This is a genomic window from Novosphingobium clariflavum, assembly GCF_026420865.1.
Classification (GTDB): domain Bacteria; phylum Pseudomonadota; class Alphaproteobacteria; order Sphingomonadales; family Sphingomonadaceae; genus Novosphingobium; species Novosphingobium clariflavum.
Genome location: NZ_JAPCWC010000005.1, coordinates 50,387 through 75,496 on the forward strand (window position 1 = coordinate 50,387; position 25,110 = coordinate 75,496).

Annotated in this window: 22 protein-coding genes; 8 read left to right on the plus strand and 14 right to left on the minus strand. The window is 66.5% G+C overall.

The features are described 5' to 3' along the window. Positions 1–38 precede the first annotated feature (38 nt). Positions 39–2,915: a TonB-dependent receptor gene (locus OKA11_RS08370; RefSeq protein WP_267219774.1), complete on the minus strand. Its 2,877-nt coding sequence runs from the start codon at positions 2,913–2,915 to the stop codon at positions 39–41. Positions 2,916–3,236: 321 nt separating this feature from the next. Between OKA11_RS08370 and OKA11_RS08375 the strand changes: the two genes are divergently transcribed. Both OKA11_RS08375 and OKA11_RS08380 read left to right on the plus strand, forming a co-directional pair. Further along, positions 3,237–4,544 carry a pectate lyase family protein gene (locus OKA11_RS08375; RefSeq protein WP_267219989.1) on the plus strand — a complete coding sequence of 436 codons (1,308 nt, stop codon included), beginning with the start codon at positions 3,237–3,239 and terminating at the stop codon, positions 4,542–4,544. Further along, positions 4,541–4,945 (plus strand): cupin domain-containing protein, encoded by a 405-nt coding sequence (locus tag OKA11_RS08380; protein WP_267219775.1) that lies wholly within the window; start codon positions 4,541–4,543, stop codon positions 4,943–4,945. The genes OKA11_RS08375 and OKA11_RS08380 overlap by 4 nt, the downstream gene beginning before the upstream one ends. A 95-nt stretch (positions 4,946–5,040) precedes the next feature. Here OKA11_RS08380 and OKA11_RS08385 read toward each other — a convergent pair whose 3' ends face one another. The 5 genes from OKA11_RS08385 to OKA11_RS08405 form a co-directional block, all read right to left on the minus strand. Continuing rightward, on the minus strand, positions 5,041–6,633 hold the full coding sequence (locus OKA11_RS08385; RefSeq protein ID WP_267219776.1) for a carboxylesterase/lipase family protein: 1,593 nt from the start codon (positions 6,631–6,633) through the stop codon (positions 5,041–5,043). Beyond that, on the minus strand, positions 6,596–7,606 hold the full coding sequence (locus tag OKA11_RS08390) for a sugar kinase (protein ID WP_267219777.1): 1,011 nt from the start codon (positions 7,604–7,606) through the stop codon (positions 6,596–6,598). Before OKA11_RS08390 ends, OKA11_RS08385 begins: the two co-directional genes overlap by 38 nt. Positions 7,607–7,617: 11 nt before the next feature. Further along, positions 7,618–8,373 carry a 2-dehydro-3-deoxy-D-gluconate 5-dehydrogenase KduD gene (gene kduD / locus OKA11_RS08395; protein ID WP_267219778.1) on the minus strand — a complete coding sequence of 252 codons (756 nt, stop codon included), beginning with the start codon at positions 8,371–8,373 and terminating at the stop codon, positions 7,618–7,620. Positions 8,374–8,384: 11 nt separating this feature from the next. Then, complete coding sequence (gene kduI, locus OKA11_RS08400) at positions 8,385–9,221, minus strand: 5-dehydro-4-deoxy-D-glucuronate isomerase (RefSeq protein ID WP_267219779.1); 837 nt, start codon at positions 9,219–9,221, stop codon at positions 8,385–8,387. Positions 9,222–9,411: 190 nt separating this feature from the next. Continuing rightward, on the minus strand, positions 9,412–10,464 hold the full coding sequence (locus tag OKA11_RS08405) for a LacI family DNA-binding transcriptional regulator (RefSeq protein ID WP_267219780.1): 1,053 nt from the start codon (positions 10,462–10,464) through the stop codon (positions 9,412–9,414). A 130-nt stretch (positions 10,465–10,594) separates the two neighbouring features. Between OKA11_RS08405 and OKA11_RS08410 the strand changes: the two genes are divergently transcribed. The 3 genes from OKA11_RS08410 (at position 10,595) to OKA11_RS08420 (ending at position 14,357) form a co-directional block, all read left to right on the plus strand. Next, positions 10,595–12,097 (plus strand): UxaA family hydrolase, encoded by a 1,503-nt coding sequence (locus OKA11_RS08410; RefSeq protein ID WP_267219781.1) that lies wholly within the window; start codon positions 10,595–10,597, stop codon positions 12,095–12,097. Between the two features lie 84 nt (positions 12,098–12,181). Then, positions 12,182–12,985, plus strand: coding sequence for a 2-keto-4-pentenoate hydratase (locus OKA11_RS08415; RefSeq protein ID WP_379489430.1), 804 nt, complete (start codon positions 12,182–12,184; stop codon positions 12,983–12,985). Between the two features lie 55 nt (positions 12,986–13,040). Further along, positions 13,041–14,357, plus strand: coding sequence for an MFS transporter (locus tag OKA11_RS08420; protein WP_267219782.1), 1,317 nt, complete (start codon positions 13,041–13,043; stop codon positions 14,355–14,357). A 236-nt stretch (positions 14,358–14,593) separates the two neighbouring features. Here the strand turns inward: OKA11_RS08420 and OKA11_RS08425 are convergent, their stop codons facing one another. Next, positions 14,594–15,871: a cytochrome P450 gene (locus OKA11_RS08425; protein ID WP_267219783.1), complete on the minus strand. Its 1,278-nt coding sequence runs from the start codon at positions 15,869–15,871 to the stop codon at positions 14,594–14,596. A gap of 181 nt (positions 15,872–16,052) precedes the next feature. Here OKA11_RS08425 and OKA11_RS08430 point away from each other — a divergent pair, with 181 nt between their 5' ends. Beyond that, positions 16,053–17,321 carry an amidohydrolase family protein gene (locus OKA11_RS08430; protein WP_142635518.1) on the plus strand — a complete coding sequence of 423 codons (1,269 nt, stop codon included), beginning with the start codon at positions 16,053–16,055 and terminating at the stop codon, positions 17,319–17,321. Between the two features lie 68 nt (positions 17,322–17,389). On the opposite strand, the gene OKA11_RS08435 is transcribed toward OKA11_RS08430, so the two are convergent. Together OKA11_RS08435 and mgtE are read right to left on the minus strand one after the other, a co-directional pair. After that, positions 17,390–17,791 carry a DUF1489 family protein gene (locus tag OKA11_RS08435; RefSeq protein WP_267219784.1) on the minus strand — a complete coding sequence of 134 codons (402 nt, stop codon included), beginning with the start codon at positions 17,789–17,791 and terminating at the stop codon, positions 17,390–17,392. Between the two features lie 27 nt (positions 17,792–17,818). Beyond that, a complete protein-coding gene (gene mgtE / locus OKA11_RS08440) occupies positions 17,819–19,285 on the minus strand; it encodes a magnesium transporter (protein WP_267219785.1) in 1,467 nt (488 codons plus the stop codon). 183 nt (positions 19,286–19,468) lie between these two features. Between mgtE and OKA11_RS08445 the strand changes: the two genes are divergently transcribed. Continuing rightward, positions 19,469–19,924, plus strand: coding sequence for a peptidylprolyl isomerase (locus OKA11_RS08445; protein WP_142635512.1), 456 nt, complete (start codon positions 19,469–19,471; stop codon positions 19,922–19,924). A 64-nt stretch (positions 19,925–19,988) separates the two neighbouring features. Here OKA11_RS08445 and OKA11_RS08450 read toward each other — a convergent pair whose 3' ends face one another. The 5 genes from OKA11_RS08450 to OKA11_RS08470 form a co-directional block, all read right to left on the minus strand. After that, positions 19,989–20,507, minus strand: coding sequence for a hypothetical protein (locus OKA11_RS08450; RefSeq protein WP_267219786.1), 519 nt, complete (start codon positions 20,505–20,507; stop codon positions 19,989–19,991). 16 nt (positions 20,508–20,523) lie between these two features. Beyond that, entirely contained in the window at positions 20,524–21,408 is an 885-nt protein-coding gene (locus OKA11_RS08455; protein WP_142635507.1) for a LysR substrate-binding domain-containing protein, read from the minus strand. 56 nt (positions 21,409–21,464) lie between these two features. Continuing rightward, complete coding sequence (locus OKA11_RS08460; protein ID WP_267219787.1) at positions 21,465–22,388, minus strand: hemolysin family protein; 924 nt, start codon at positions 22,386–22,388, stop codon at positions 21,465–21,467. Between the two features lie 22 nt (positions 22,389–22,410). Beyond that, entirely contained in the window at positions 22,411–22,902 is a 492-nt protein-coding gene (gene ybeY / locus OKA11_RS08465; protein WP_267219788.1) for an rRNA maturation RNase YbeY, read from the minus strand. 120 nt (positions 22,903–23,022) lie between these two features. Then, positions 23,023–24,051: a PhoH family protein gene (locus OKA11_RS08470; protein WP_142635501.1), complete on the minus strand. Its 1,029-nt coding sequence runs from the start codon at positions 24,049–24,051 to the stop codon at positions 23,023–23,025. Positions 24,052–24,357: 306 nt separating this feature from the next. On the opposite strand from OKA11_RS08470, the gene OKA11_RS08475 reads away from it, so the two are divergent. Continuing rightward, positions 24,358–24,834 carry an RcnB family protein gene (locus OKA11_RS08475; protein WP_267219789.1) on the plus strand — a complete coding sequence of 159 codons (477 nt, stop codon included), beginning with the start codon at positions 24,358–24,360 and terminating at the stop codon, positions 24,832–24,834. The last annotated feature ends 276 nt before the right edge of the window (positions 24,835–25,110 follow it).

Genomic DNA, 25,110 nt, shown 5'->3' on the forward strand with positions numbered 1-25,110 from the left:
AGTTCAGGTATTCAAGGCCATCCGGCCGGTGTGCGGGATCAGTACTTGACCCGCGCGCCGAACAGGATGGTACGCCCGAAGTGGTTGTTCTCGTAGTTGCGCTCGGCCGTCACGTCGGTGAAGCGGTAGCGGTAGGTATCGGTCAGGTTGTTGCCGTCGATCGACAGTTCCAGCCATTCGGTCGCCTTGTAGCGGATCGCCGCGTCGACGCTGGTGTAGGAGCCGTACCCTTCGAAGACGTTGCCGGTGGCGCTGGTGCCGTCCACGAAGGGACCGCGATAGCTGACCGAGCCACGGATGCTGAAGGTGCCGTCGTCATAGTAGAGCGTGGCGTTGGCCGCCTTCTTCGACACGCCGAGCAGGGTCTGGGTATAGACCGCCGAGACGCCGGTGAGGGCGCAGGCGCCGGTCGTCGCATTGCGGGTACAGGCCGAAGTGGCGGGCCCGGTGATCGTGTAGTCGGCGTCGCTCTTGATGAAGGTGGCGTTGCCCTGGAAGCCGGTGTGGCTGAGAATGCCCGGCAGGAAGGTGAAGGGCAGTTGCAGCGCCACTTCCACGCCCTTCAGCGTCGCGCCGGTACCGTTGACCTGCGAGGAGACGATGTATTCCTGATTGGGGTCGTAGTTGATGTAGGCCGGCGTGCTCTGGCCCAGCACATCGCGGCCGAGGCCGAGCTGCGGCAGGGTGGCGACATAAGTGCCGGCGACCGGGAAGCTCTCGATCTTCTTGATGAAGCCGGCGACCGAGAACAGCGCGCCGGGGGCGAAGTACCATTCGACCGAGGCATCGAAGTTGGTCGCGCGGTAGGGATCGAGGAACGGGTTGCCGAAGGTCACGCGGTAGTTGAAGCCGTCGACCGAACCGCCCGGATTGAGGTTGCCGAGCGAGGGACGCGTGATGACCTTGGCGATCGCGCCGCGCACGATCACGTCGTGGGCGGGGTAGAACGCGAGGTTCATCGCCGGCAGCCAGTCGTCGTAGGTGCGCGAGACGGTGCCGGCGAGCCCGGCGGTGTAGCCGGTCGACTTCTGCGCGGTATGGGCATAGCGAACGCCCGCGTTGCCCGCATATTCGAGGCCGAACAGGTCGCCCTTGAAGTCGAACTGGAAGTAGCCGCCCGAGGTGGTTTCCTGAACGCGGCGGTTGTTGCCAAGGTCCTCCTTCGCGGTGCGGTCGTAGAGGTTGGTATAGGCGGCCGCCTTGGCGATGTCGGCCACCAGCCACTGGTCGGTGGTGCCGCTCGATTGACCGGCGTCGCCGAGGTTGACGATCTGCGAGATCCCGGAAGTGACCGGCAGGCCGTAGACCGTGCTCGAGCAGGTGACCTGACCCAGGATCAGGTCCTTGGTCCCGTTGGCGCCGCAGGCGGCGGTGTCACGCTGGAACAGCTGGGTGCGGAAGTTGTAGCGCCGCCAGACCGCGCCGACCTTGAAGGTGGCGCCCTCGGTGATGTCCCACTCGGTACGCAGCTGCGCGGTCTTGAAGCGGTTCTTCACGTAGGAGGGACGGTCGCGGATTTCGGCCAGCTGGAAGTTGGCCGGATCGGTCACGTCTAGGCCGTAGCTCAGCACCGGCGACTTCATGTCCGAATAGTCGTAGCTGAAGCCGTTGGCGGTCTTGTTGTCGTAGGCGATCGTGGTCTCGACCGGGATATCCGCGTTGGACTGCGACATGCCGCCCAGCAGGGTGAAGCGGAAGCTGTCCGAAACGTCCTGGTCCCAGGTCGCGCCGATCTGGTAGAATTCGGTTTCCGACTTGCGCAGGTAGCTTTCGGTGCGGACGTAGGCGTTGTTGAACGTGGCGCTGACCATGTTGCCGTTGTCGTCGTAGACCGGATCCACCACGTTGAAACGGCGCTCGTTGGAGCGGGCCAGCACTTCCAGCCACTGTTCGGCGCGCTTTTCCTTGAACGAGGAATAGAGCCCGTCGATCGAGATCTTGGTCCGGTCGGTCGGTTCGAACTGGATCGAGCCGGTCAGGCCGAGGCGCTCGCGGTCATGCTCGACCTTGCCGTAGCGCGGGATGCGCGGGTGGAACGAGAGCGAGGCTTCGTCGCAGGCGGCCGAAGGGCGATAGCTGCCGCCCGAGCTGACCGGGGTGCCGCCGGTGGCACCGGGCACCGAATAGAAGCAGGGCGTGCCGTCCACCGAGTTGAAGTAGGCCTGCGACCAGCGCACCGAGTTGTTGCCGGTCTCCAGCGTATCGGTGTGCGAATAGGCGCCCGACAGCGCGATGCCGAGGGTGCCCGCATCGTTCTTCCATGCGAGCAGGCCGGCAATGCGCGGGCCGACGTTCTTCGACAGGTCGTTGTACGAACCCTGCACGTTGAGCACGGCGGAAATGCCGGTCTTGCCCGAAAGCGGGTTGCCGGTGTTGAGATCGACCACCGCGCCCAGCGAACCCTCGTCGAGGCTGGCTTCGGCGGTCTTGTGGACGACCAGGCTGGAGAACAGTTCGGAGGCGAAGACGTTGAAGTCAAAGGCGCGGTCGCGGTTGGCCGAGGCGCCATCGGAGCTGGTGGCGATCGTTTCGAGGCCGTTCACGCGCACGCGGGTGAACTGGGCACCGAGGCCGCGCACGGTGATCGCGCGGCCTTCGCCGCCGTCACGCTGGATCGAGATGCCGGGGATGCGCTGCAGCGATTCGGCCAGGTTCTGGTCGGGGAACTTGGCCATGTCCTCGGCCACGACGGCATCGACGGCGGAAACCGAATCGCGCTTCACGCTGAGCGCGGCTTCCAGTGACTTGCGGAAGCCGGTGACGATGATGTCCTCGGCGGTGGTGCCCGATTCGGCGCCCACGGTCGCCTGCGCTTCAGCGCCGTCCTGCGCGAATGCGGCCTGCGGCAGCGCCAGCGCGCTGCCGGCCACCAGTGCGATCTTGAACAGCGAAATCCTCGAAACATGCGACGGCATGGTCACTCCCCCTCGCGGCCTTTGTGGCCTGTCTATGATACCGGTGTCATAGGGAGGTGCGGCAAGGCCGCGCACCCTTTCATCCGGCATTCTGCTCCCTGCGCCTTGCGGCGCACTCTCATGCACCGTTCGGTGCCTTTCGGCGAGCCGGCATTTGTCCTTATGGACAATCTGCGGGCTTCACCCAGTTCTTTCTTGCCGGTCTTGGTAACCGGTGTCATGAGTTATGAGCGCAGGGACCCCACCCTGTCAAGAACCAGTGCAAACGGGAGATGCACAGTGAAGAAATCGACGGCGTTCAGCCGCTTGCTCCTCGCCTCCATGCTGGCTTTGGCCGCCCCCCACTCGGCTTTCGCGCAGGCCAAGGATCCCACCTCTGGCGGCGACGGCGGGCGAATCATCCGCGTCACCACACTTGCCAAGGACGGCCCCGGATCGCTCAAAGCGGCGATCGAGGCCAAGGGCAAGCGGACCGTTGTATTCGAAGTGGGCGGGGTGATCGACCTTGGCCGTTCGGTCCTCGAAATCGACGAGCCTTACCTCACCATCGCCGGGCAGACCGCGCCTTCGCCGGGCATCACCATCGTGCGCGGCGGCATCGATCTCAAGGGGCACGACGTCAAGATCAGCCACTTGCGGGTGATGACCGGCGCCGACGGCCAGCCGCATCTCTCCAACTGGGAAGCCGACGCCTTCTCCACCGTCGCCGCGCACAACGTGGTGATCGAGCACTGCTCGTTCCTCTGGGCGATCGACGAGAACATGTCGGCCTCCGGCCCGCGCTTTACCGGCAAGGACGTCAAGGAATGGCGTGCGGGCACCAGCCATGACGTATTGTTCCGCGAGAACCTCGCCGCCGAGGGCCTGGCCAATGCCAGCCATCCCAAGGGCGAGCATTCCAAGGGCTCGCTGGTCCACGACAACACCACCGGCATCGTCTTCTACCGCAATGTCTGGGCGCACAACATGGAGCGCTCGCCGCTGGTGAAGGGCGGGGCCCAGGTCTTGATGATCAACAACATGATCTACGACCCCGGACACCGCGCGGTGCACTACAACCTGATGAACCTCGAATGGGCAGGGCACCCTTACGTCACCGGCGAGATCACCGCCGTGGGCAACGTCATGCGCGCGGGCAATTCCACCGTGCCGGGCCTGCCGTTCCTGACGCTGGGCGGCGACGGCGACCTCGCCTGGTTCTCGAAGGACAACATCAACGTCGACCGCTGGGGCAATCCGGCGCCGATGCTGGGCCGCTACGGCGTGACCAAGGCGAAAGTGATCGAGGCGCCGCAGCCGCTCGCCAGCCTTGACGGCTACCGGATCACCCCCGCTGCCACGCTGGAAACCGACCTGCTCTCCACCGTCGGCGCCCGTCCGTGGGACCGTGCGCCCGACGATATCCGCGTGCTGTTCTTCGTGGCCGAAGGACGCGGCGAGATCATCGACGACGAGAAGCTGGTCGGCGGTTACCCCCACCCGGCGGAAACCCGCGCGGCCTTTGTCGACAAGGACTGGAACCTCGCGACGATGACGCCGAAGTCGGGGGTCTATCCCGGGCAGCATGCCGGGGCGCAGGAAAAGCTCTCCGAACGCGACAAGGCGATGCGCCAGGGCGGCACGCAGTGATCGCGGCGCTGCTGCTCATGGCCGCGTCCGCGCCGCCCATGGCCGTGATCGACGAGCAGGATACCGTGCGCGAGGAGGCTCCTCCGCACGGGGAGATCGGCATGAGCACCGCCTACCGCATCTCCGATTCTGCGCCGGCCCCGCGCGCGATGGAATTCCGCCGCCGCATCCTCCACAAGGGCGCTGCGATCGGCGAACATCCCATCGCGCACGACGAGGTCTACTACGTGCTTTCAGGCGAGGGCGAAGTGGTGTCGGACGGCAAGCGGGCCATGCTGAAGCCGGGGATGACGGCTTATCTCTACAACGGCGCGGTCGTCGGCATCTGGCAGAAGGGGGATGCGCCGCTGTCGCTGATCGTGGCCTATCCCAATCCGCCCAAGGTCGAAGGGCAGAAGTAAGGCGGCGCTGCGCGTCGCCGTCTTCCCTTTGATTGCAACACTTCGTCATCCCCGCGAAGGCGGGGGCGGCGAGGTGTGAGGGACTACAACTGCCGTCAGGTCCCCGGCTGCACGTAAGGCGCGGTGGCCCAAAGCTCCCGCTGCCACCCGCGCGGATCGTTCTCGACGCGCACCTTGTCCCCGAACACCATCGTCGCACGCTGCGGCACCGTATAGGCTGCCCAGTCCGCGATCCCCGGTCGGCCGGTTTTCGCAAGGCCGGTGAACGCCCCCATCATCGCCGTGCTCAGCGCCTGTGCCGCCGCATCTTTGCCGGAAAAACTGCCTTTCGCATCGAGCGTGCCGAACACGTAGGGAATGTCGTCCGTATGCGCCGCGCCGCGCAGCGGATCGAGGGGGGAGGGGCGCTCCAGCTGATAGACCCACGTCGCCGCCGCGCCCGCCTTGGCGCGTTCGTCCGCCTCGATAACCTGCCCGGGCCATGAGCGGCCTGCCGTGGTCGCGGCGTAATAGACCTGCTCCACGCTCCAGCCCGGTTCGCGGGCGCGGTACTGGTCGATCACCCATTGCGGGTCGAGATCGATCTTCACCTCGCGGCCCATGCGCGCGGCCAGGTTGCTCCAGTCGAGGCCCTTGAGCTTGGGCCCACGCGGATCGAGGAAGGCGCGGGTTTCATCGTGCACATTGCCGAGGATCATTGGCACCGAGAGCGACTGCGGCGCGGCGTCGGGCCAGAACGGGTGGCGCGGCAGGTTGGTCATGTCGAGTACCGGGCCGAAGTAGACCGGACCGCTGCCCATGACCGGATCGGTCGTGTCGAGCGCGGCGGTCAGGCGCTCCACGGACAGGGCGTGCAGCCCCTCGACATCGCCGGGCGCGAGTTTAAGCGCCGCCATCAGCGCCTGCGTGCGCGCCCAGGCGTGCATCGGGCCGCTGGCCTGCACTTGCTGCCCGCTCATCGTCGCGGCGGCGTGGAACAGGCCCCTGGCGGCGGGCATGGCCATGAGCGTGGCGATCTTGGCGCCGCCGCCGGACTGGCCGAACACCATGACCCGCGCCGGATCGCCGCCGAACGCGGCGATGTGCGCGCGCACCCATTGCAGCGCGAGGATCAGGTCGAGCTGGCCGAGATTGCCGCTGTCCGCGTACTTGGCGCCAAACGGCCTCAGCCAGGCATAGCCCAGCGCATTGAGCCGGTGGTTGACGGTGACGACCACCACGTCGCCGCCCGCCGCCAGCTTCGCGCCGTGGGTGAGCGGATCGGTTACAGAGCCGGTGGTGTAGGCACCGCCGTGGAAATAGACCATGACCGCGCGCTTCGCGGCGGGGTTCGCCTCGGGCGTCCAGACGTTGAGGAACAGGCAGTCTTCGGACTGCGGCTGGTCGTCCAGGCCGCGCTGCGGGCAGATCGGGCCGAAGCGCAGGGCTTCCAGCTGCGCTCCGCCGAATGGTTCGGCCACGGCGCGCGCGAAGCGTGTCGCGCGGCCATAGCGGATGCCGAGGAACTGGCAGATGCCGTTTTCGACCACCCCGCGATAGCGTCCGGCTGCCGCCATTTGCGGCGGCGTGGCGCGCAGCGGTGCGGCGCTGGTGGCAAGCACGGCGCCGGTGCCCGCAAGCGCGCCTGCCAGCACCGCCCGCCGTGTGGTTTCAGCGCCTGACGTCGCCTCCTGAAGCGGAAAAGGCATCGAGTTCTCCGGGGCCAATCAGGCACATGTCTCCGGGCAGCGAGTGCTTCAGCACCGTGTAGGCCAGCCCGGCCTGCGCCATTTTCTGAATATCCGCGCCGTTCAGCCAGCCGTGCAGCACGCCCGCCGCAAAGGCATCGCCGGTGCCGATGCGGTCGACGATCTGCGTCACTTCGACCTCGTCGGTCTGGTATCCGCCCTCGCGCGCGTCGATCCGCGCGGCGATGCGGTGGTGTGCGGCGTTGATGACCTGCCGCGCGGTCGAGGCGATGATCTGGAGATCGGGGAAGGCGGCAAAGGCCGCTTCGGCCGCCTCGCGCCGGCGGTCCTCGCCGTCGCCGGAGAAAGTCTGGCCGAGCAGCAGCGAGATGTCGCGGTGGTTGCCGATCATCACCGTGGCGGCGGAGACCAGCTCGGTCAGCACTTCGCGCGGATTGCTGTCCCAGCTTTCCCAGAGCAGCGCACGGTAATTGCCGTCAAAGCAGATCGGCACGCCGCGTTCCTGCGCCGCGCGCACCGCCGCCTTGGCGAGCATGACGCCGCCGGGGCCGAGCGCCGGGGTGATGCCGGACAAGTGCAGCAGCCGGGCGCCGTCCAGCGCGGCGGCAAAGTCGAAGTCCTGCGGCGCGCTGGTCGCAAAGGTGCTGCCGGCGCGGTCGTAAGTGATGGCCGAAGGGCGCAGGCCCGCGCCGCTTTCGAGGAAATAGAGCCCCATGCGGCCCGTCCCGCTGCCGACATGGCGCGTGTCTACGCCCGCTGCCGCCAGTGCCGAACGGGCCTTGTCGCCCAGCGGACTGGCGGGCAGCCGCGTGACCATGCGCACGCCGTGGCCCAGCGAGGCAAGGCCGGAGGCGACATTGGCCTCGGCCCCGCCCACCACCATGTCCAATGTGTCGCACTGAACCATCAGGCGGTGGGAAGGGGTGGCGAAGCGCAGCAGCACTTCGCCGAAGCAGGTTACATGTCCGGTCATGGGGCTCGTTTTCAGCGTGCCAGCCAGCCGCCGTCAACCGCCAGCACATGGCCGGTGACGTAGTCGGAAGCGGGCGAGGCGAGGAACACGGCGGCCCCGGCGATGTCCTTGGGGTCGCCCCAGCGGCCGGTCGGGATGCGCTCCAGGATCTGGCGGTTGCGCGTCTCGTCGCCTTGCAGGGCCGCGGTGTTGTTGGTGGAGATGTAGCCCGGGGCGATGGCGTTCACCTGCACGCCCTTGGCGGCAAGCTCGTTGGCCATGGCCTTGGTCACGCCGCCCACGCCCGACTTCGCCGCCGCATAGCTGGGCACGCGGATGCCGCCCTGGAAGGTGAGCAGCGAGGCGATGTTGACGATCTTGCCGCCCCCGCGCTCCACCATGCCCTTCGCCGCCGCCTGGCTGAGGAAGAACAGGGTCTTGAGGTTGGTGTCCATCACCGCGTCCCAGTCCTCTTCGGAGAACTGGAGCAGGTCGTCGCGGCGGATGATCCCGGCATTGTTGACGAGAATGTCCACTTTGCCGAGCCCGGCCACCGCCTCGTCGATCACCCGGCCGACGGGCTCGATCGAGGAGAGGTCGGCCTTGATGTTCACCGCCTTGCGCCCGGTTGCCGCGATCAGGGCGAGGGTTTCGGTCGGTTCGCTGCGGCCTGCGAGGGCCACGTCGGCCCCCGCCTCGGCCAGCGCCACGGCAATGGCCTGCCCGATCCCGGTGTTCGCACCGGTCACGAGCGCGGCCTTGCCTTCGAGGCTGAAGGAAATCGCCATCTGTTCCGGTCCTACTGGAGCTGGCAGATGTCGAGGACGTTCATGTCGGTATAGTCGAGGTTTTCCCCGCCCATGGCCCAGATGAACGCATACTTCTTGGTGCCCGAACCCATGTGGATCGACCAGGGCGGGCTGATCACCGCCTCTTCGTTGGCGATCACGATGTGGCGCATCTGGTCGGGCTCGCCCATGTAGTGGAAGATGCGGTCGTTCTCTTCGGGCAGCTCGAAGTAGAGGTAGATCTCGGAGCGGCGGTCGTGGAGGTGCGGGGGCATGGTGTTCCACACCGAACCTTCTTCCAGCACGGTGAGGCCGAGCAGAAGCTGCGCGCTCTCGCAGACGCCGGGGATGACCAGCTGGTAGATCGTGCGCTGGTTCGAATTGGCAAGGTCGCCGCGGGCCAGCGGGTTGGCTTCGGCCAGGGTGATCAGCTTGATCGGGCAGGCCTTATGCGCGGGGACCGAGGCGATATAGAACCGCGCGGTCTCGCCCTCGAAGATCACCTCGTCCGAACCCATCGGCACGTAGAGGCATTCCTTGTTGCCGACTTCGAAACGCTGGCCGTCGACCGTGATCGCGCCGGGGCCGCCGATGTTGGTGATGCCGGCTTCGCGGCGTTCGAGGAAGGGCTTGCCTTCCGCGCTCTTGGGAACGGTCTGCGCGGGCAGCTTGAGCGGGCCCTGCGAAGGCACCGCGCCGCCGATCACGAAGCGTTCGTTGTGCGAGTAGTTGAGGTTGACCTTGCCGTCCTCGAACATGCCGGTGACGAGGTAGCGATCGCGCAGTTCCTCGTTGGAGACGCACTCCATCATGTCGGGATGGGTGGCGTGGTAGGTCTTGCAGAACACGGGGGGCTCTCTCCCATTGGAATTTGGTCCCGTATAGTGGGACATTATTGCATTTATGGTCAAGTCATATCCGGCTTTGGTAACCGGTGTCAATGGTGGGGCTTTGTTTGGAAAATACGCGAAAGCGCATTTTCGGTGCGGCACCGGCCCACGCCCCCACGAAATCCGGCTGTGCCGGATTTCCGCACAATCAGGCTTCGGGCGGGGCTACCGAGGCGCGGCGGACGAGGTCGGACAGGAACAGCGCCTGGCGCGACAGGGCATCGCTGGGCTCGATCAACTTGTGCGCGGCGGCAGCGGCCATCGGCACGATCGGCCAGCGCACGGTGGTCAGCGGCGGCCAGATATGCGCGGCGATGGCGGTATCGTCGAAGCCGATGATCGAAAGCTGCGCGGGCACGTCGATCCCGCGTTCGCGCGCGGCGTGGAGCAGGCCGGCGGCCATCTCGTCGTTGCTGGAGAACACGGCGGTAGGGCGCGGCAAGGCATCGAGCAGGCGCTGTCCGGCCTCGTAGCCCGATTCGAACTTGTAGTCGCCGCGCGTGGCCAGCGCCGGGTCGGGGGTGAGCCCGGCCTCGGCGAGGCCTTCGGCAAAGCCCTGTTCGCGCTCGTAGGCGGAGCGAAAGCCGGTGGGACCGGCGATGAAGCCGATGCGCTTGTGGCCGAGGCCGGTCAGCCAGGCCACCGCCTCGCGCACCGCCTGCCGGTCGTTCGAGGCAACGAGATGCGCCTCGTCGTCGAGTTCGGCGGAGCCCATGCGCACCAGCGTGCAGCCCAGTTCGCGGCAGAGCGCGGCCAGTTCGTCGTTCTCGGAAATCGGCGGCAGCAGCAGCACGCCGTAGAGTCGCTGCTGTTCGATGAAGTGGCGGATGTCGTCGAGCAGCCGGGGCGAATGGCGGTCCACCGGGCGCACCACCAACGCGAATTCGGTATCCCGGATCGTTTGCAGGATGCCTTCCTGCACCCCCAGCACCATCTGCGCGTTCGGGTTGTCGTGGATCAGGCCGATCAGGAAATTGCGGCGCAGCGCGAGCGCGCGGGCCTGGAGATTGGGCACGAAGCCCAATTCCGCGATCACCGCCTCCACCTTCTCGCGCGTGGCCTGGCCCAGCAGGGGCGACTTGTTGATGACGCGGCTGACGGTTTTCTTCGAGACGCCGGAAATGCGCGCGACATCGTTGATCGTGGGCTTGGCCGTGGGAACGCCGGCGGCAGGGACGTCTGGCTTGGATTCTTTCGGCATTCTCGCCCCTCTGGCCTTTCGCCCGTCTGTTCTCAAGAGGCGCTGTCGGGACCGACTTGCCTTCTCCTTGTCGCAAAGGCAAGATGACACCGGTTTCCAAAACAGGGAAGCCCGGATAAACGGGCCAGCGATGACACAGGCAATTCCTCCCTCCATTCGTATCCACGCCGCCGACGATGTGGCCGTGGCCTTGCGCCCCCTTGCCGCCGGAGAGCAGGCGGAAGGCGTGGTCCTGACCGGCGACGTGGCGCGCGGGCACAAGTTCGCGCTCCGCGATATCGCCGAGGGCGCGCCGGTGGTGAAGTACGGCCAGCCGATCGGCCGGGCGACCCACGCCATCGCCGCGGGCGAGCATGTCCACACGCACAATCTGGCGACGGCATTGGCGGGCGAACTGGCCTATTCGCCGCATCTCGGCGCGGCGCAAGTGCAGGCGGACGATGGCGCCGTCCTGCCCTCATGGCGCGGCTATCGGCGCGCCGACGGGCGCGCGGCGACACGGAACGAGATCTGGATCCTGCCCACGGTCGGCTGCGTCGGCATGACCGCCGAGCAGGTCGCGCGCGAGGCGCAGGCGCGCCATGCCGATCTGATCGCAGCGGGCCGGATCGACGGCATCCACGCCTTTGCTCATCCGCACGGCTGTTCGCAACTGGGTGACGACCTCGACGGCACCCGTGCGGTGCTGGCGGGACTGGCGGCCAGCCCGAATGCGGCGGGCGTGCTGCTGCTGGGGCTCGGCTGCGAATCGAACCAGCTCGATGCCCTGGTCGAGGCCGTGCCGGTATGGGCGCGTGCGAAACTGCGCCTGCTCTCCAGCCAGAGTGCGGGCAACGAGATCGCGGAAGCGGGCAAGCTGGTCGACGAATTGGTGGCGGAAGCGGCCAGGGCCGAGCGGACGGAGCTGCCGCTTTCGGCACTGACCATCGGCCTCAAGTGCGGCGGTTCGGACGGCTTCTCGGGCCTTACGGCCAACCCTTTGCTGGGGCGCCTGTCGGAGACGATGGCGCGCGCCGGCGGCAAGGCGATCCTTACGGAAATCCCGGAGATTTTCGGGGCGGAACAGGCGCTGCTGGACCGCTCCAGCTCGCGCGCGGTGTTCGAGGCGGCCGCGGGGCTGGTGAACCGGTTCAAGCGCTATTATCTCGATCAGGGGCTGCCGGTTTCGGAGAACCCCTCGCCGGGCAACCTGGCGGGCGGCATCACCACGCTGGAGGAAAAGTCGCTCGGCGCGGTGCAGAAGGCGGGCCATGCGCCGCTCTCAGACGTGATCGATTATGGCGGGCAGGCGAGCGTGCCCGGCCTCACCCTGATGGAAGCGCCGGGCAACGATGCGGTGTCCTCCACCGCGCTGGCCGCCTCGGGCGCCACGCTGGTGCTGTTCACCACCGGGCGCGGCACGCCGCTGGGCTTCCCGGTGCCGACGATCAAGGTCGCCTCCAACCGCACCCTGGCCGAAGCGAAGCCGCACTGGATCGACTTTGACGCCTCGATCGCGCTCGACGAGGGGCAGGAGGCCGCCGACGCGGCATTCCTGGCCCGAATCCTGGCTTTCGCCAGCGGTGAACGCACCGCTTCCGAGCGTGGCGGCCAGCGCGCCATTGCCGTCTGGAAAAGGGGCGTAACCCTTTGATCCAGCTGAAATGGCCTAATTGGATTTGCTTATGACACCGGTTTCCTATAGCGATACGAACAACAAGACACGGGGTACAAGGGGATGAGTTTGACCGAACAGGCGAAATCGATCGCAGGGGCATTCGTGGCGGCGCGGCGCGAGAAACGCGCGCTGGCCAGCTATCCCGGCGAGGCGCCTTCCGATCTCGACGCCGCTTATGCGATCCAGAACCTGGCACTGGAACTGGACGGGCGCGAAGTGGCCGGCTGGAAGGTCGGCCGGATCAACGGTCCCGATGATGCGCGGCTTGGCGCCAATCGCCTGTCCGGGCCGATCTTCGCGGACAGCGTGGTGGATGCGCCCTCGGGCGAAGTCCCGGCGATGCCGGTCTTTGCCGAAGGTTTCGCCGCGGCCGAGGCGGAGTTCCTGCTCCATGTCGCGGCGGGCTGGAACGGTGAAGTGCCGGGCGATGACGCGGGCACGCTGGCCGTGCTGGACGCTGTCCACATCGGCATCGAGATCGCCAGTTCGCCTTATCCCGGCATCAATGCCGACGGCCCGCCGGTCACCGTGTCCGACTTCGGCAACAACGCCGGTCTGGTGATCGGCCCGGTGCTGGAAGGCTGGCAGAGCGCGGACTTCAACACGATCACCGTCCGCCTCGATATAGACGGCGAGACGGCGGGCGAGGCGACGACCGCGACGATGCTCGACGGTCCGCTGGGCGCGGTGCGGTTCCTGCTCGCCAACCTCTCGGCGCGCGGCATCGATTGCAGCGCGGGCACATGGGTGTCCACCGGGGCGGTGACGGGTGTCCATCCGGTCTCTCCGGGACAGGCGGTGGCGGCCGCCTTCGCGCAGCACGGCACGGTGTGCTGCACCATCGCGGCGGCGGTGCCCGCCTGAACAGACATGACGATCCGGCAGGCCTAAAAGGGCCGCCGGACAAGGGAGCAGGGAAATGGATGCAGGCACCACAAGCGTGGCGGACGGGATCGGAAACGGGGCCGGGGCCAGCGTGCCCGCCGCGCCGGTAAAGGTCGGGCGATACCGCTGGGTCGTGGTCTCGCTGCTTTTCGCGGCAACCGCGGTCAACTACATCGACCGCCAGATGATTGGCGTGCTGAAGCCCACGCTGGCGGGTGAGTTCGGCTGGACCGAAAGCGATTTTGCCGGCATCGTCTTCTGGTTCCAGCTCGCCTACGCGATCGGTTATCTCTCGTTCGGCAAGATCGTCGACGTGCTGGGGGCGCGGCTGGGCTACACCGTCGCTATCGTCATCTGGACCGTCAGCCACATGGCGCACGGCTTCGCCACCGGCGTCGCCAGCTTTGCGGCGGCGCGCTTCGGCCTCGGCATCGGCGAATCGGGCAACTTCCCGGCCGGCATCCGCGCCGTCACCGACTGGTTCCCCCAGAAGGAACGCGCTTTCGCCATCGGCCTGTTCAACGCCGGGGCCAACGTCGGCGCGATCATCACCCCGCTGCTGGTGCCGCTGCTGGTGCTGTGGTTCGACTGGCGCGCCGCCTTCTTCGTCACCGGCCTGTTTGGCATCGCCTGGCTGGCCGCCTGGTGGGTGATGTACCGCCACCCCCTCAAGCACGGGCGCATCTCGGCGGCGGAACTGGCGTGGATCCAGCAGGACCCGGCCGACTCCGTCGAGAAGATCGGTTGGATGCGGCTGCTGACGGTCAGGGAAACCTGGGCCTACGCGCTGGGCAAGTTCCTGATCGACCCGATCTGGTGGTTCTTCCTGTTCTGGCTGCCCGGCTATCTGTTCGAGCGCTACGACCTCGATCTCAAGACCTTCGGCCTGCCGCTGGCCGCGATCTACCTGATCTCGGACCTCGGCAGCGTGGGCGGCGGCTGGCTTTCGTCCAGGCTGCTCAAGGCGGGCCGCACGCCCAACTTCGCCCGCAAGGTGACGATGCTGATCAGCGCGCTCTGCGTCCTGCCGATCTGGTTTGCGCAGGCCATCGACAGCGTCTGGGCGGCGGTGCTGATCATCGGCCTGGCAACGGCGGCACACCAGGCGTTCTCGGCCAATCTCTACACGCTGCCCTCGGACACTTTCCCGCGCGGGGCGGTGGGCTCGGTGGTCGGCATCGGCGGCACCGTGGGCGCGCTGGGCGGCATGGGGATGGCGTTGTTCGCGGGCTATATCCTCGATGCGACGCACAGCTATCAGCTGCTCTTCGCGATTTGCGCGAGTGCCTATCTGCTGGCGCTGGCGGCCGTGCACCTGCTGAGCCCGAAGCTGGAGCAGGCCAAGATTTGAAGGAAAGGGGAGTTCTGGGGCCCTTCGACACGCTCAGGAGGCCCCCAGACCCTCGGAACGTCTACGTTGCGCCTTGCCTATCCGGGGGGCGCTCCTTGCGGCGCAGCCAATATGTCTCCCGGCGCAGACGTGGGCGCACAACCGATAGGGCAGGGCACAAGGTAGACGGAAATGGGGGTGCAGGGGGGCGAAGTTTATCCCGAGCTTCGCCGAGGGGCTCCCCTGCTTTTTCTTTTCTACTTCACATCCCAGACGATCGGCAGATTGCGGATCGAAAGCAGCCCCGGAAACACCGTGGTATCCGCCCCCGGCTTTACCCGAAACTCCGCAATCCGCTCGAACCACTGCTCCAGCAGCACGCGCAGTTCGCGCCGTGCCAGATGCGCGCCGAGGCAGATGTGCACGCCGCCCACGAAGGTGAAGTGGCGGTTGGCCTTGCGCTCGGGATCGAAGGTGCGCGGGTTTTCGAAGCGGGCGGGGTCGAAGTTGCCGGCGGGGTTGAGGCAGGAGAACGAATCGCCCTTCTTCACCTCGATCCCGTGCCACTCGAAGTCCTTGGTCGCCGTCCGCGAGGAGGACAGGATCGGCTGGGTGCGCAGGAACTCCTCGACCGCCGAATTGATGAGTTGGGGATGGTCGCGCAGCCGTTTCTGCAGGTCCGGCTGGAGCGCGAGGCGGCGGAACATCTGGGCGATGGTGGCCGCCACGGTATCGAGCCCGCCCAGCCAGAGGAACCAGACCATGCCGATCTTCTCGTCATCGGTCAGGGCACGGCCCTCGATCTTGCCATGGACGATGGAGGAGACGAGATGCTCGTCGGGATTCCGCTCCTTCTCGGCGATGAAGGCGCGCAGGAAGTCGAGCACGCCGCGCAGCGCCGCCTGCATCTTGTCGAGGCTGCCGGAGTGGAGGATGTCCCACTCCCAATCGAGGAACTGGTCGAACTTTTCGTCCGGGAAGCCCATCAGGCCCATGAAGATGCGCACTGGATAGACCCGCGCGAAGTCCCAGGCCATGTCGACCTCGCCCTTCGCCTCGATGGCGCCGATCATCTCGTCCACCACTCGGCGAATGCGCGGTTCGAGGTCGCGGGTGATCCGGGCCGGGCTGAAGTAGGGCATCAGGTAAAGCCGGTACTTCTGGTGGTCCGGCGGATCGATGGCGAGCGGGATGGACTTGAAAGTCTCCCCGATCAGGCGCTGGAATTCGGCGGTTCCGGCGTTCGAGAAGTGCTCGTTGTCGGAATAGACGCGCTCGATGTCCTCGTAGTGCGTCACCACCCAGGAACCGCGCCGGTTGCCGCTGATGGCGCCGAGCCCATGCATCGAGGGCGGATTGAACAGCAGCCGGGGAATGTCCTTTCCGGCGAGCCAGCCCATCGGTTCATACGGGTCCGCCAGATCGTTGGGTGCGGTACCCATGGCGAACGACAGATCGACGATCCGGTCCTTCGGGACATTGTCCGGGGCGTCGAATTCCACACGGATGTCGTCGAGCGTCTGCGCTTGTGGCATGATGTTCTCTCCCGAGGACATGGATGCCCGGACAGCCCCTTCGCGGCAAGGCGAAGCGAGACTGCTGGATCCTGGCGGAGAGGGCCGCCGCCCATTCATCGCTTCGGCGTTGGGCTCATCGATTGATTGCAGCCCCCAAGGTTGCGACACGAGTCCCAATTGCATTTTGGGAGATACGGCCATGGCAGATGGCGACACCAAGGAAATGAAGGACTCGGCGCGCAAGTACTGGTCCGCCGAGGGCTACACCAAGGGCGGGGTGATCCGCGAGGTGGACTACGCCACCCAGTCCGGCGGGCTCGACCCGTCGCTGGAAGGCATCAAGATCGTCGATACCGACACCCACATCGTCGAACCGCCGACGCTCTTCACCGACCGCGCGCCGGCCGGCATGAAGGACAAGATGCCTTACGTGAAGCGCGATGCCGACGGGGTCGACCGCTGGTACATCGGTGATCGCAACTGCGGCACGCTGGGCGGCAACGTCATCCGCAAGGACAACAACAAGCTGCTCGGCCGCCTCGCCTTCCCGACGCTGGAAGAGGCCCACGCCGGCGGCCACGAGATCGCCCCGCGCCTTCAGGCGATGGACGACATGGGCGTCTATGCGCAGATCTGCTTCCAGAACTCGGGCATCACCCAGGCGGGCATGCTGATGACGCTGGGCAACAACGATCTCGCCGTGCAGATCATGAAGATCTACAACGATTTCAATGCCGACTGGCAGCGTGAATCGGGCGAGCGGCTGTTCCCGATGGCGCACCTGCCGTTCTGGGACAAGGCGGAGATGGAGAAGGAAGCCCGCCGCTGCATCGACATGGGCCTGCGCGGCTTCGTGCTGCCCGATACGCCCGAACGCGTCGGCGTGCCCAGCTTCAACCATGACTACTGGACGCCGTTCCTGGAGATGATCGATGCCGAGGGCATCTCGCTGAACTTCCACCTCAATGCCGCGATCGACCCGAACACGCTGACCTGGGAAGGCTTCCAGTTCGAGCAGACGCTCTCGGTGGTGGCGACGATGTTCTCGATCGGCAACGCGGCGACGCTGGGCAACTGGATGGTCTCGGGCCGCCTGGACCGCCACCCGAACCTCAAGATCGGCCTGATCGAGAGCGGCATGGGCTGGATTCCCTTCGCGGTGGAAGCGCTGGAACACCAGTTCCAGGAAATGCTGCCCAGCAAGCGCAATGTGCTCAAGAAGCAGCCCTGGGACTACTTCCGCGATCACTTCATGTGCACCTTCTGGTTCGAGAAGATCGCGCCGAAGCAATTGCTGGAAACCATCGGCGTCGACAACGTCATGTTCGAGACCGACTTCCCGCACCCCACCTCGCTCTATCCGGGCGTGCAGGCGCACATCAAGGACGTGCTCGGCGGCTACGACTACGCCATCAAGAAGAAGGTCCTGCAGGACAACGCGGCGCGTTTCTACAAGCTGCCGTTCTGACCTTCGGGCAGGACTTTTCGAGGAACAGGGCCGGGGCGGGCAACCGCTTCCGGCCTTTTCCCCGGGCGCTATACGAGCCCCAGCCTGGCCAGTTCGCGGGCGAGGGCAGGGGGCATCGCCTCCCCGGCGCTTTCGCCTTCGCCCAGATCGCGCGGGGCGTCCTTGTCGGCCAGATAACGCCAGCCCTGATGGGCGCGCTTGGGCTGGGTGACGACCGGGATCAGCGTGGGCGCCAGGCGGATCCACCAGCGCCCGTCCTCGCGCTGCTCGAAGCCGAGAATGGGCGAGCGGCCGATCAGCGCATGCTCGTAGATCCAGAAAAGCGATCCGCCGGCCATCTCCTCCTGCCGCTTGGGCAGATAGCGCGTGGTCAGCCGTGCCTCGCCGAGATCGGCGTGGCTTTCCAGCCATGCGCGCAGGTCCGCCGGGCTTTCGGCGGAGAAGGCGATCTTGGTCATGTGCAGGGGCATACGCGGTAGATAGGATGGGGGCCGGCTTCACGCCAGCCCGGTCAGCACCGCCAGGCCAAGGAACGAGAAGAAGCCCATCGTGTCGGTCGCGGTCGTCACGAACACGGCGGAGGAGACCGCCGGGTCGATGCGGAAGCGGTCGAGCGTGACGGGCACGAGGATGCCGGCAAGGCCTGCGGTCAGGTTGTTCACCACCATGGCGGTGGCGATCACCGCGCCCAGCAGCGGGTTCTGGAACAGCAGCCAGGTGCCGGTGCCGATCAGCGCGCCGAGCGCGAAGCCGTTGGTCAGCGCGATGCGGATCTCGCGCAGGATCATGCGCACGGTGTTGGAATCGGTCAGCTGGTTGGTGGCGATGGCGCGCACCACCACCGCCAGCGTCTGCGTGCCGGCATTGCCGCCCATGCCCGAGACGATCGGCATCAGCACGGCAAGGATCGCGAATTTGGCGATCGCCCCCTGGAACAGCCCGACCACCGAGGAGGCGATCATCGCCGTGCCGAGGTTCACCACCAGCCAGGCAAGGCGGGTGCGCACGGTGACGAGGATCGGCTCGTTGATGTCGCCGTCGCCGGCACCCGACAGGCGCAGGATATCCTCGCTCGCCTCTTCCTGAATGATGTGGACGATGTCGTCGACGGTGATCAGGCCGATCAGCCGCCCCGCCTCGTCCACCACCGCAGCGGAGATCAGCGCGTATTTCTGGAAGCGCAGCGCGACTTCTTCCTGGTCCATGTCGGCCGGGATCAGCGTCTGGTCGCGCGCCATCACGTCGTAGAGCGGGATGTTGCGCGGGGTGCGCAGGATCCACGAGAGCGCGCAAGTGCCGATCGGGCGGTGCATCGGATCGACGATGAACACTTCCCAGAACTCGGTCGGCAATTCGCGGTGTTCGCGCAGGAAATCGATGAGATCGCCCACCGTCATCGTCTCGGGCACCGCGACGAAATCGCGGCTCATCAGACGGCCGGCGGATTCCTCGGGGTAGGACAGCGCCGATTCGATGGCGGCGCGGTCTTCCGGCTCCATCTCGGCGAGGACGGCCTGCTGGTCCTCCTCGTCGAGATCCTCGAGCATCGCGACGGCGTCGTCGGTGTCGAGCTGTTCGGCGATTTCGGCGACGACATCGGCGGGCAGCGCCTCGACCAGCGCCTCGCGCACCCAGTCGTTGAGCTCGGCGATCACCTCGACGCTCATCAGGTCGCGGATGGCGCGGGCGAGGCCCAGGCGTTCGCGCTCGTCGAACAGCTCGAAAAGGTCGGCGATGTCGGCGGGGTGGAGCGGCTCGACAAGGTCGTAGACGCGCTCGAAATCGTCCTCGTGCAGCGCATCCTTGACGCTGCGCACGAAGTCGGACTTCAGGTGGTTGTCCTCGTCGAGGCTCTCAGAGTCCTTGGCCGAATCCTTATGGGCTTCCGGTTCGGGCTCGGGCGGCGCGTCCGGCGCATCGGGGGCGCGATCGTGCAGCTCTTCGTCGAGGTCCGTTTGCGTCATCCTCGCCGGTCTACGCGCCAATTTCGCAATTGCAACAGGGGCAAGCGATACGGCGAAAAATGATGTTCACAGCAGGCGATCGCGCGGGGGGTGCGTGACTTTGCGGGGATCGGCCCTATATCGGGGGCAAGCCAGTCCCGCCCGGTGCGTCGCAGCCCCGCGCGGACAACATGGAGACTATCGATGGCCGACGAATACCTGACCCTTTCCCTCGACACCGGTGACGTGAAGATCAAGCTGCGTCCCGACCTCGCCCCCGGCCACGTCGCGCGCATCAAGGAACTGGTCGGCGAAGGCTTCTACGACGGCATCAAGTTCCACCGCGTGATCCCCGGCTTCATGGCGCAGGGCGGTTGCCCCAACGGCACCGGCATGGGCGGTTCGGACAAGCCGGACCTGCAGGCCGAGTTCAACGCCGAACCGCACGTGCGCGGCGTCTGCTCGATGGCCCGCACCAGCTACCCGCACTCGGCCAACAGCCAGTTCTTCATCTGCTTCGACGACGCCCGCTTCCTCGACAAGCAGTACACCGTCTGGGGCCAGGTGGTCGAAGGCATGGAAAACGTCGACGCATTGCCCAAGGGCGAGCCGCCGCGTGAGCCGGGCAAGATCGTGAAGGCGACCGTTTCGGAAGGCTGAGCATTCCCGGACGCTTGAAATACGAAGGGGCGGCTCCGCGAGGGGCCGCCCCTTTCGTTTGGCGTCACTGGGATGCGCAGGTCGTTTTCGTGAGCATGTAGCTGGCGAAGGGCTTTTCCGCGCCGTCTTTCGACTGCGCGGCGATCTGCCAGTTGAGCTGCGCGCCCTCGATCCGCCAGCGGTTGACGAAGGCATCGGCGCCGTAGTCGTAGGTCATGTCGAAGCCGTCGGGGCGGGGCGAGCCCTTGCCGGTCGCGGCGTAGTCGCCGCCGAAGCTGTCGGCCCAGTAGCCGGTGAGGGTATCGGCCTTGGCCCCGCCGAAAGTCAGGTGCGCGGCATAGCGGTCGGCAGGATCGGCGAGGGCGGTGCTGTCGGCATCGACGGTCATCAGCACGCCGAGCGCGACGGCTCTGGCCGCGAGGGTGATCGACACGGCCTTGCCCATGACTTCGCCCTTGCCGGTCCAGCACCCGGCGAGGGCGCCGACACCGGCGGGAACGGGCGCCGCGCCCGGCTCCGCCGCCGGAGCGGCCGAAGCCATGAAGGCACCGGCGCAGGCGGCGAGAAGCAGGGGCAGGCGCATCCTCGCCCGCGCGGTCTTAGAGACCGGCCTGCAGCAGCCACTCATGGAAGATGCGCACCGGGCGGCTTTCCAGCGCCTTGGGCTTGCACACGAACCAGTAGCGGTAGGGGCTTTCGACATCGACGTCGAACAGCCGGGCCAGACGGTTGTCGTGGCTGCGGCGGAAGTGGTCGTCGTGCATGATGGCGATGCCGAGGCCCTGCGCGGCGGCTTCGAGCACCAGCTGGCCGGAGTCGAAACGGTCGACCGAGGCCGGTTCCAGCTTGCTCATGCCCATCGCCTGCTTCCAGGCGTCGAGGCTGTCGGGCAGGTCCTGGTGGATCAGGAAGGTCTGCTTGGAGAGGATCGCCTCGTCCGGCACGGTGCCGATGTCGGCGGCCATTTCCTTGGAGGTGATGGCGTAGACCTTGTTGTGGTCAAGCTGGATGCGATAGTAGGCCGGGTCCGGCTCCTTGGCGAGGATGATCGCCGCGTCCAGGGTATCGCCCACGCGCGCTTCCAGGTGGGTGCCGGTGTCGATGTCGATGTGCAGGCGCGGGTGCAGCTTGCGCAGTTCCGGCAGGCGCGGGAACAGGCGCTGGCCGCCGAACAGCGAGGGCACGCCGAGGTGCAGACGCAGCACCTGGCCGCGGTCGACCTGCGATTCCACCGCTTCGGCGAGTTCCTCGAGCTTGGGGCCGACGACGTTGTAAAAGGCCATGCCCTCGTCGGTCAGCTTCATCGACTGGTGCTGGCGCGTGAACAGGCGCTTGCCGGTGAAGTCCTCCAGCGCGGCGACGCGGCGCGAGAGGGCGGAAGGGGACAGCGCAAGTTCGTTGGCCGCCGCCTTGGCAGAGCCAAGACGGACGACGCGGACGAAGGCTTCGAGTGCGCGCAGCGGGGGGAGACGGCGAACTGCCAAGGTCCTGGCCTTTTCTTTTTATGGAGTAAGACGTGGCCGGGGGGCTACGCCGGATGCTACTCGGGTTGGTCTGGCGCCTGCTCGGACGGCGGGTGGAGTCGAAGCCGCGTCACGCGCCGTTCGTCGCCGTCGGTGACTTCGATCCGCCAGCCGCTGTCATGCTCGAGAACGGTGCCGACTTCGGGTACGCCACCGGCCAGCACGAAGGCCAGGCCGCCCAGCGTATCCACCGCTTCCTCGACTTCGGCGAGGCGAGGGTCGATCCGTTCCGCCACATCCTCGAGTTCGACACGGGCGTCGGCGTCCCAGATACCCCCCTCTTGCGAATTTAGCAACTCCTCGGGGGCGTCATCATGCTCGTCCTCGATGCTGCCCACGATTTCCTCGACGAGGTCCTCGATGGTGATGATCCCGTCGGTGCCGGAATACTCGTCGATGACCACGGCGAGGTGGGTGCGCTGGGCCCGCATGTCGACCAGCACGTCGAGCGCGCCGCGCGATTGCGGCACGTAGAGCGGCTGGCGCAGCAGGGTGCTCCAGTCCTCGGGCGGCTCTTGGCCGCGGGCGAGGATGGGGAACACGTCCTTGATGTGGATCATGCCCTTGATGGCATCGAGCGAGTCGCCATAGACCGGCATGCGGCTGTGGCCATGCTCGGCAAAGGCCTCGACCACATCGGCCCAGCTGGCGGCGGCGGGAATCGCCACGATCTCGCTGCGCGGCACGGCCACGTCGTCGGCATCGTGCTCGCTGAAATGGAGCAGGTTGCGCAGCATCTGCCGTTCCAGCGGCGAGAGATCGCCGCTCGCGGCGCTGGCCTGCTCGGTATCGCCTTCGTGTTCGTTGATGACGCCTTCGATCTGCGCGCGCAGCGACTGATCGACGTCGTTCTGGAAAAGTCGCCGGATGACACGCCAGAGCGTGCCGGTACTATCCCCATCTCCCGAGCCGGACTCGGTGTGGCGGCCATTGTCGGCCATCGTGTTTAATTACCCCTGCGGTTTACGTGCGGTCCCCATATGGGTCGGGAATGCCGATGAGAGCAAGAGCCTTTGTTTCCAGCGCTTCCATTGCCTCGGCATCGGCGTCGGAAATCTCGTGATCGAGCCCGGCAAGGTGGAGCAACCCGTGGACGATCAGGTGGGCGGCGTGGTCCTCCACCGAAATGCCCTTTTCCGCCGCCTCGCGCGCGCAGGTCTCGGCCGCGAGCGCCAGATCGCCGAGCATTTCCGGGGGGCCATCCTCGGCCAGCGCCAGCAGGTCGGCGCGCTCGATCATTGGGAAGGAAAGCACGTTGGTGGGCTTGTCCTTGGCCCGCCATTCGCGGTTGAGCACGTGGACTTCCGCGTCCGAGGTGAACAGCAGGCTGGTGATGAGCCGCGGATTGCCAAGCTCGGGCGCCACCTCGGTCAGCGCTTCCAGTGCGCGTTCGGCAAGGTCGGCCCAGTCGGTTGCGGCGGGCCAGGGTGCTTCGATGTCGATTTCGAGGTCCATGGGGCTCCCGTTAGGTCGGCAGGCGTCCTTCGACAAGCTCAGGACGAGCGGTGCTGGTGAACTTGCGCTCCATCCGCCCATCCCGAGCCTGTCGAACGCCGATCCGCGGCGGCGGGACTGTCACTCGTACTGGCTGAGCGGCCCTTCGTAAGCCTCGACGATCCGCCCGACGATCGGGTGGCGGACCACGTCGGCCACGGTGAAGCGCGTCACGTCGATGCCTTCCACGCCCTCGAGTCGGTTCACCGCGTCGGCCAGGCCCGAATGGCGGTCGCCGCCCGGGATGTCGACCTGCCGGGGGTCGCCGCAGACGACCATGCGGCTGTTCTGGCCGAAGCGGGTGAGGAACATCTTCATCTGCTCGCGCGTGGTGTTCTGCGCCTCATCGAGGATGACGAAGGCGTCGGCCAGCGTGCGGCCGCGCATGAAGGCGATCGGCGCGATCTCGATCTCGCCCGAGGCCAGACGGCGTTCCACCTGTTCGGGCGGCATGCAGTCATAAAGCGCGTCGTAGAGCGGGCGCAGGTAGGGATCGACCTTGTCCTTCATGTCGCCGGGCAGGAAGCCCAGCTTCTCGCCCGCTTCCACGGCGGGGCGCGAGAGGATCAGGCGCTGGACCGAGCCGGTCATCAGCTGCGAGACCGCCTGCGCCACGGCAAGGTAGGTCTTGCCGGTGCCGGCCGGGCCGAGCGCGAAGATCACGTCGGAACGGGCGAGCGCGCGCATATATTCGATCTGCGTGGCCGAACGCGGCACGATCGTCTTGCGGCGGGTGCGGATCATGATCGGCGGCGCGCCGGCGTCGCCGCTGATGATGCCTTCCAGCGTGGGTTCCGACGACATCGCGATCAGCGATTCGATAGCGCCCGAGTCGAGGTCCTGTCCCATTTCCAACCGGTGATACATGCCTTTGAGAGTGTCGCGCGCGCGGGCGACGGCGTCTTCGGGACCCTCGATCTGGATCCTGTTGCCGCGCGCGGAAATGTAGACGCCGAGCCGGTTTTCGACCTGTACGAGATTGGCATCGAACTGGCCGAACACGGCTCCCAGCAGCGTCTGTTCGTCGAACTCGACTTCGGTACGCGCCCGGCGATGGGTTTCGGGGCGGAACTGCGCCGGATCACCGGCGCGGGCTGCTTTGCGGGCCATGCGCTCCTTTCGGGTGAGGATGCTTTTTCGTTCTGTCTTGAAGATGGCTCGCCGCACCGCGCTGCGCAAGGCGGGGCTATGCGAAAATTGCCGTGAACCTGGTGGATAATCCGGTGTTTCGGCGCGGTTTCAGCGCTTTGTCGCAGGCGTGCGACAGACATTTCGGCTTCCTGAAGGGTTTATTGCAACCGCGTTCAGCCACGCGGGTTCAAACATGAACTCGCCGGATCACACACCGGACCAGATTTCCGGGGGTCGCCCAATCGGTGAGCCTGAACAAGGAGAAACATAATGCGCTAGATCATCATGGCCGCACTGGCTGCCAGCGTCGTTGTTCCGACTCTCGCCGTGCCGACGATGGCATCGGCCCAGAGCGCCCGCGAAGTGCGCGAAAGCGCTCGCGACGTTCGCCACGACGAGCGCAACCTGCGCCAGGCGCAGCGCTACGGCGACCGCCACGACGTGCGCGAGGCGCGCCGCGACCTCAACGATTCGCGCCGCGAGCTGCATGAGGACTGGCGCGACTATCGCAAGTCGCACCGCAACGACTATCGCCGCCCGGCCTATCAGGGCCCGCGCGGCTATCACTATCGCCCGGTCGCCGTGGGCTATCGTTTCCAGCCTGCCTACTACGGCAACCGCTACTGGGTGAACGACTATGCCCGCTACCGCCTGCCCGCGCCGCGCGCCGGCCACCGCTGGGTCCGCTACGGCAACGACGTGGTCATGGTGAACATGCGCAGCGGCCGTGCCGTCACCGTCTATAATGGCTTTTTCTGGTAAGCCGACCGGGGACGCGATCGACGCCCGGCGGGTCGCAGGGGGCTCCGGTGCTTTATGCACCGGGGCCCTTTTTCCGTTTCGGGACGTGTTTGTGAAAATGCCCTTGGGGCATCTTGCTGGCGGCACCGGCCCGTTCCCCCACCCGACCTCCCATCAGGATACTCACGTGGCAGGTCGGGTGGGGGAGCGGGCCGGTGCCGTAAAGTTCGCGGGCCGCGAATTTTGCAAACGGACGTGCAGGACATGCGATGGGCCGAGCTTGCGGGAGGGGCGGGC

Coding starts and splice junctions, on each gene's coding strand:
- OKA11_RS08370 (WP_267219774.1), bottom strand. CDS start 2,915: ATGCCGTCGCATGTTTCGAGGATTTCGCTGTTCAAGATCGCACTGGTG.
- OKA11_RS08375 (WP_267219989.1), top strand. CDS start 3,237: ATGCTGGCTTTGGCCGCCCCCCACTCGGCTTTCGCGCAGGCCAAGGAT.
- OKA11_RS08385 (WP_267219776.1), bottom strand. CDS start 6,633: ATGCCTTTTCCGCTTCAGGAGGCGACGTCAGGCGCTGAAACCACACGG.
- OKA11_RS08390 (WP_267219777.1), bottom strand. CDS start 7,606: ATGACCGGACATGTAACCTGCTTCGGCGAAGTGCTGCTGCGCTTCGCC.
- kduD (WP_267219778.1), bottom strand. CDS start 8,373: ATGGCGATTTCCTTCAGCCTCGAAGGCAAGGCCGCGCTCGTGACCGGT.
- OKA11_RS08405 (WP_267219780.1), bottom strand. CDS start 10,464: ATGCCGAAAGAATCCAAGCCAGACGTCCCTGCCGCCGGCGTTCCCACG.
- OKA11_RS08410 (WP_267219781.1), top strand. CDS start 10,595: ATGACACAGGCAATTCCTCCCTCCATTCGTATCCACGCCGCCGACGAT.
- OKA11_RS08415 (WP_379489430.1), top strand. CDS start 12,182: ATGAGTTTGACCGAACAGGCGAAATCGATCGCAGGGGCATTCGTGGCG.
- OKA11_RS08420 (WP_267219782.1), top strand. CDS start 13,041: ATGGATGCAGGCACCACAAGCGTGGCGGACGGGATCGGAAACGGGGCC.
- OKA11_RS08425 (WP_267219783.1), bottom strand. CDS start 15,871: ATGCCACAAGCGCAGACGCTCGACGACATCCGTGTGGAATTCGACGCC.
- OKA11_RS08430 (WP_142635518.1), top strand. CDS start 16,053: ATGGCAGATGGCGACACCAAGGAAATGAAGGACTCGGCGCGCAAGTAC.
- OKA11_RS08435 (WP_267219784.1), bottom strand. CDS start 17,791: ATGCCCCTGCACATGACCAAGATCGCCTTCTCCGCCGAAAGCCCGGCG.
- mgtE (WP_267219785.1), bottom strand. CDS start 19,285: ATGACGCAAACGGACCTCGACGAAGAGCTGCACGATCGCGCCCCCGAT.
- OKA11_RS08445 (WP_142635512.1), top strand. CDS start 19,469: ATGGCCGACGAATACCTGACCCTTTCCCTCGACACCGGTGACGTGAAG.
- OKA11_RS08450 (WP_267219786.1), bottom strand. CDS start 20,507: ATGCGCCTGCCCCTGCTTCTCGCCGCCTGCGCCGGTGCCTTCATGGCT.
- OKA11_RS08460 (WP_267219787.1), bottom strand. CDS start 22,388: ATGGCCGACAATGGCCGCCACACCGAGTCCGGCTCGGGAGATGGGGAT.
- ybeY (WP_267219788.1), bottom strand. CDS start 22,902: ATGGACCTCGAAATCGACATCGAAGCACCCTGGCCCGCCGCAACCGAC.
- OKA11_RS08470 (WP_142635501.1), bottom strand. CDS start 24,051: ATGGCCCGCAAAGCAGCCCGCGCCGGTGATCCGGCGCAGTTCCGCCCC.
- OKA11_RS08475 (WP_267219789.1), top strand. CDS start 24,358: ATGGCCGCACTGGCTGCCAGCGTCGTTGTTCCGACTCTCGCCGTGCCG.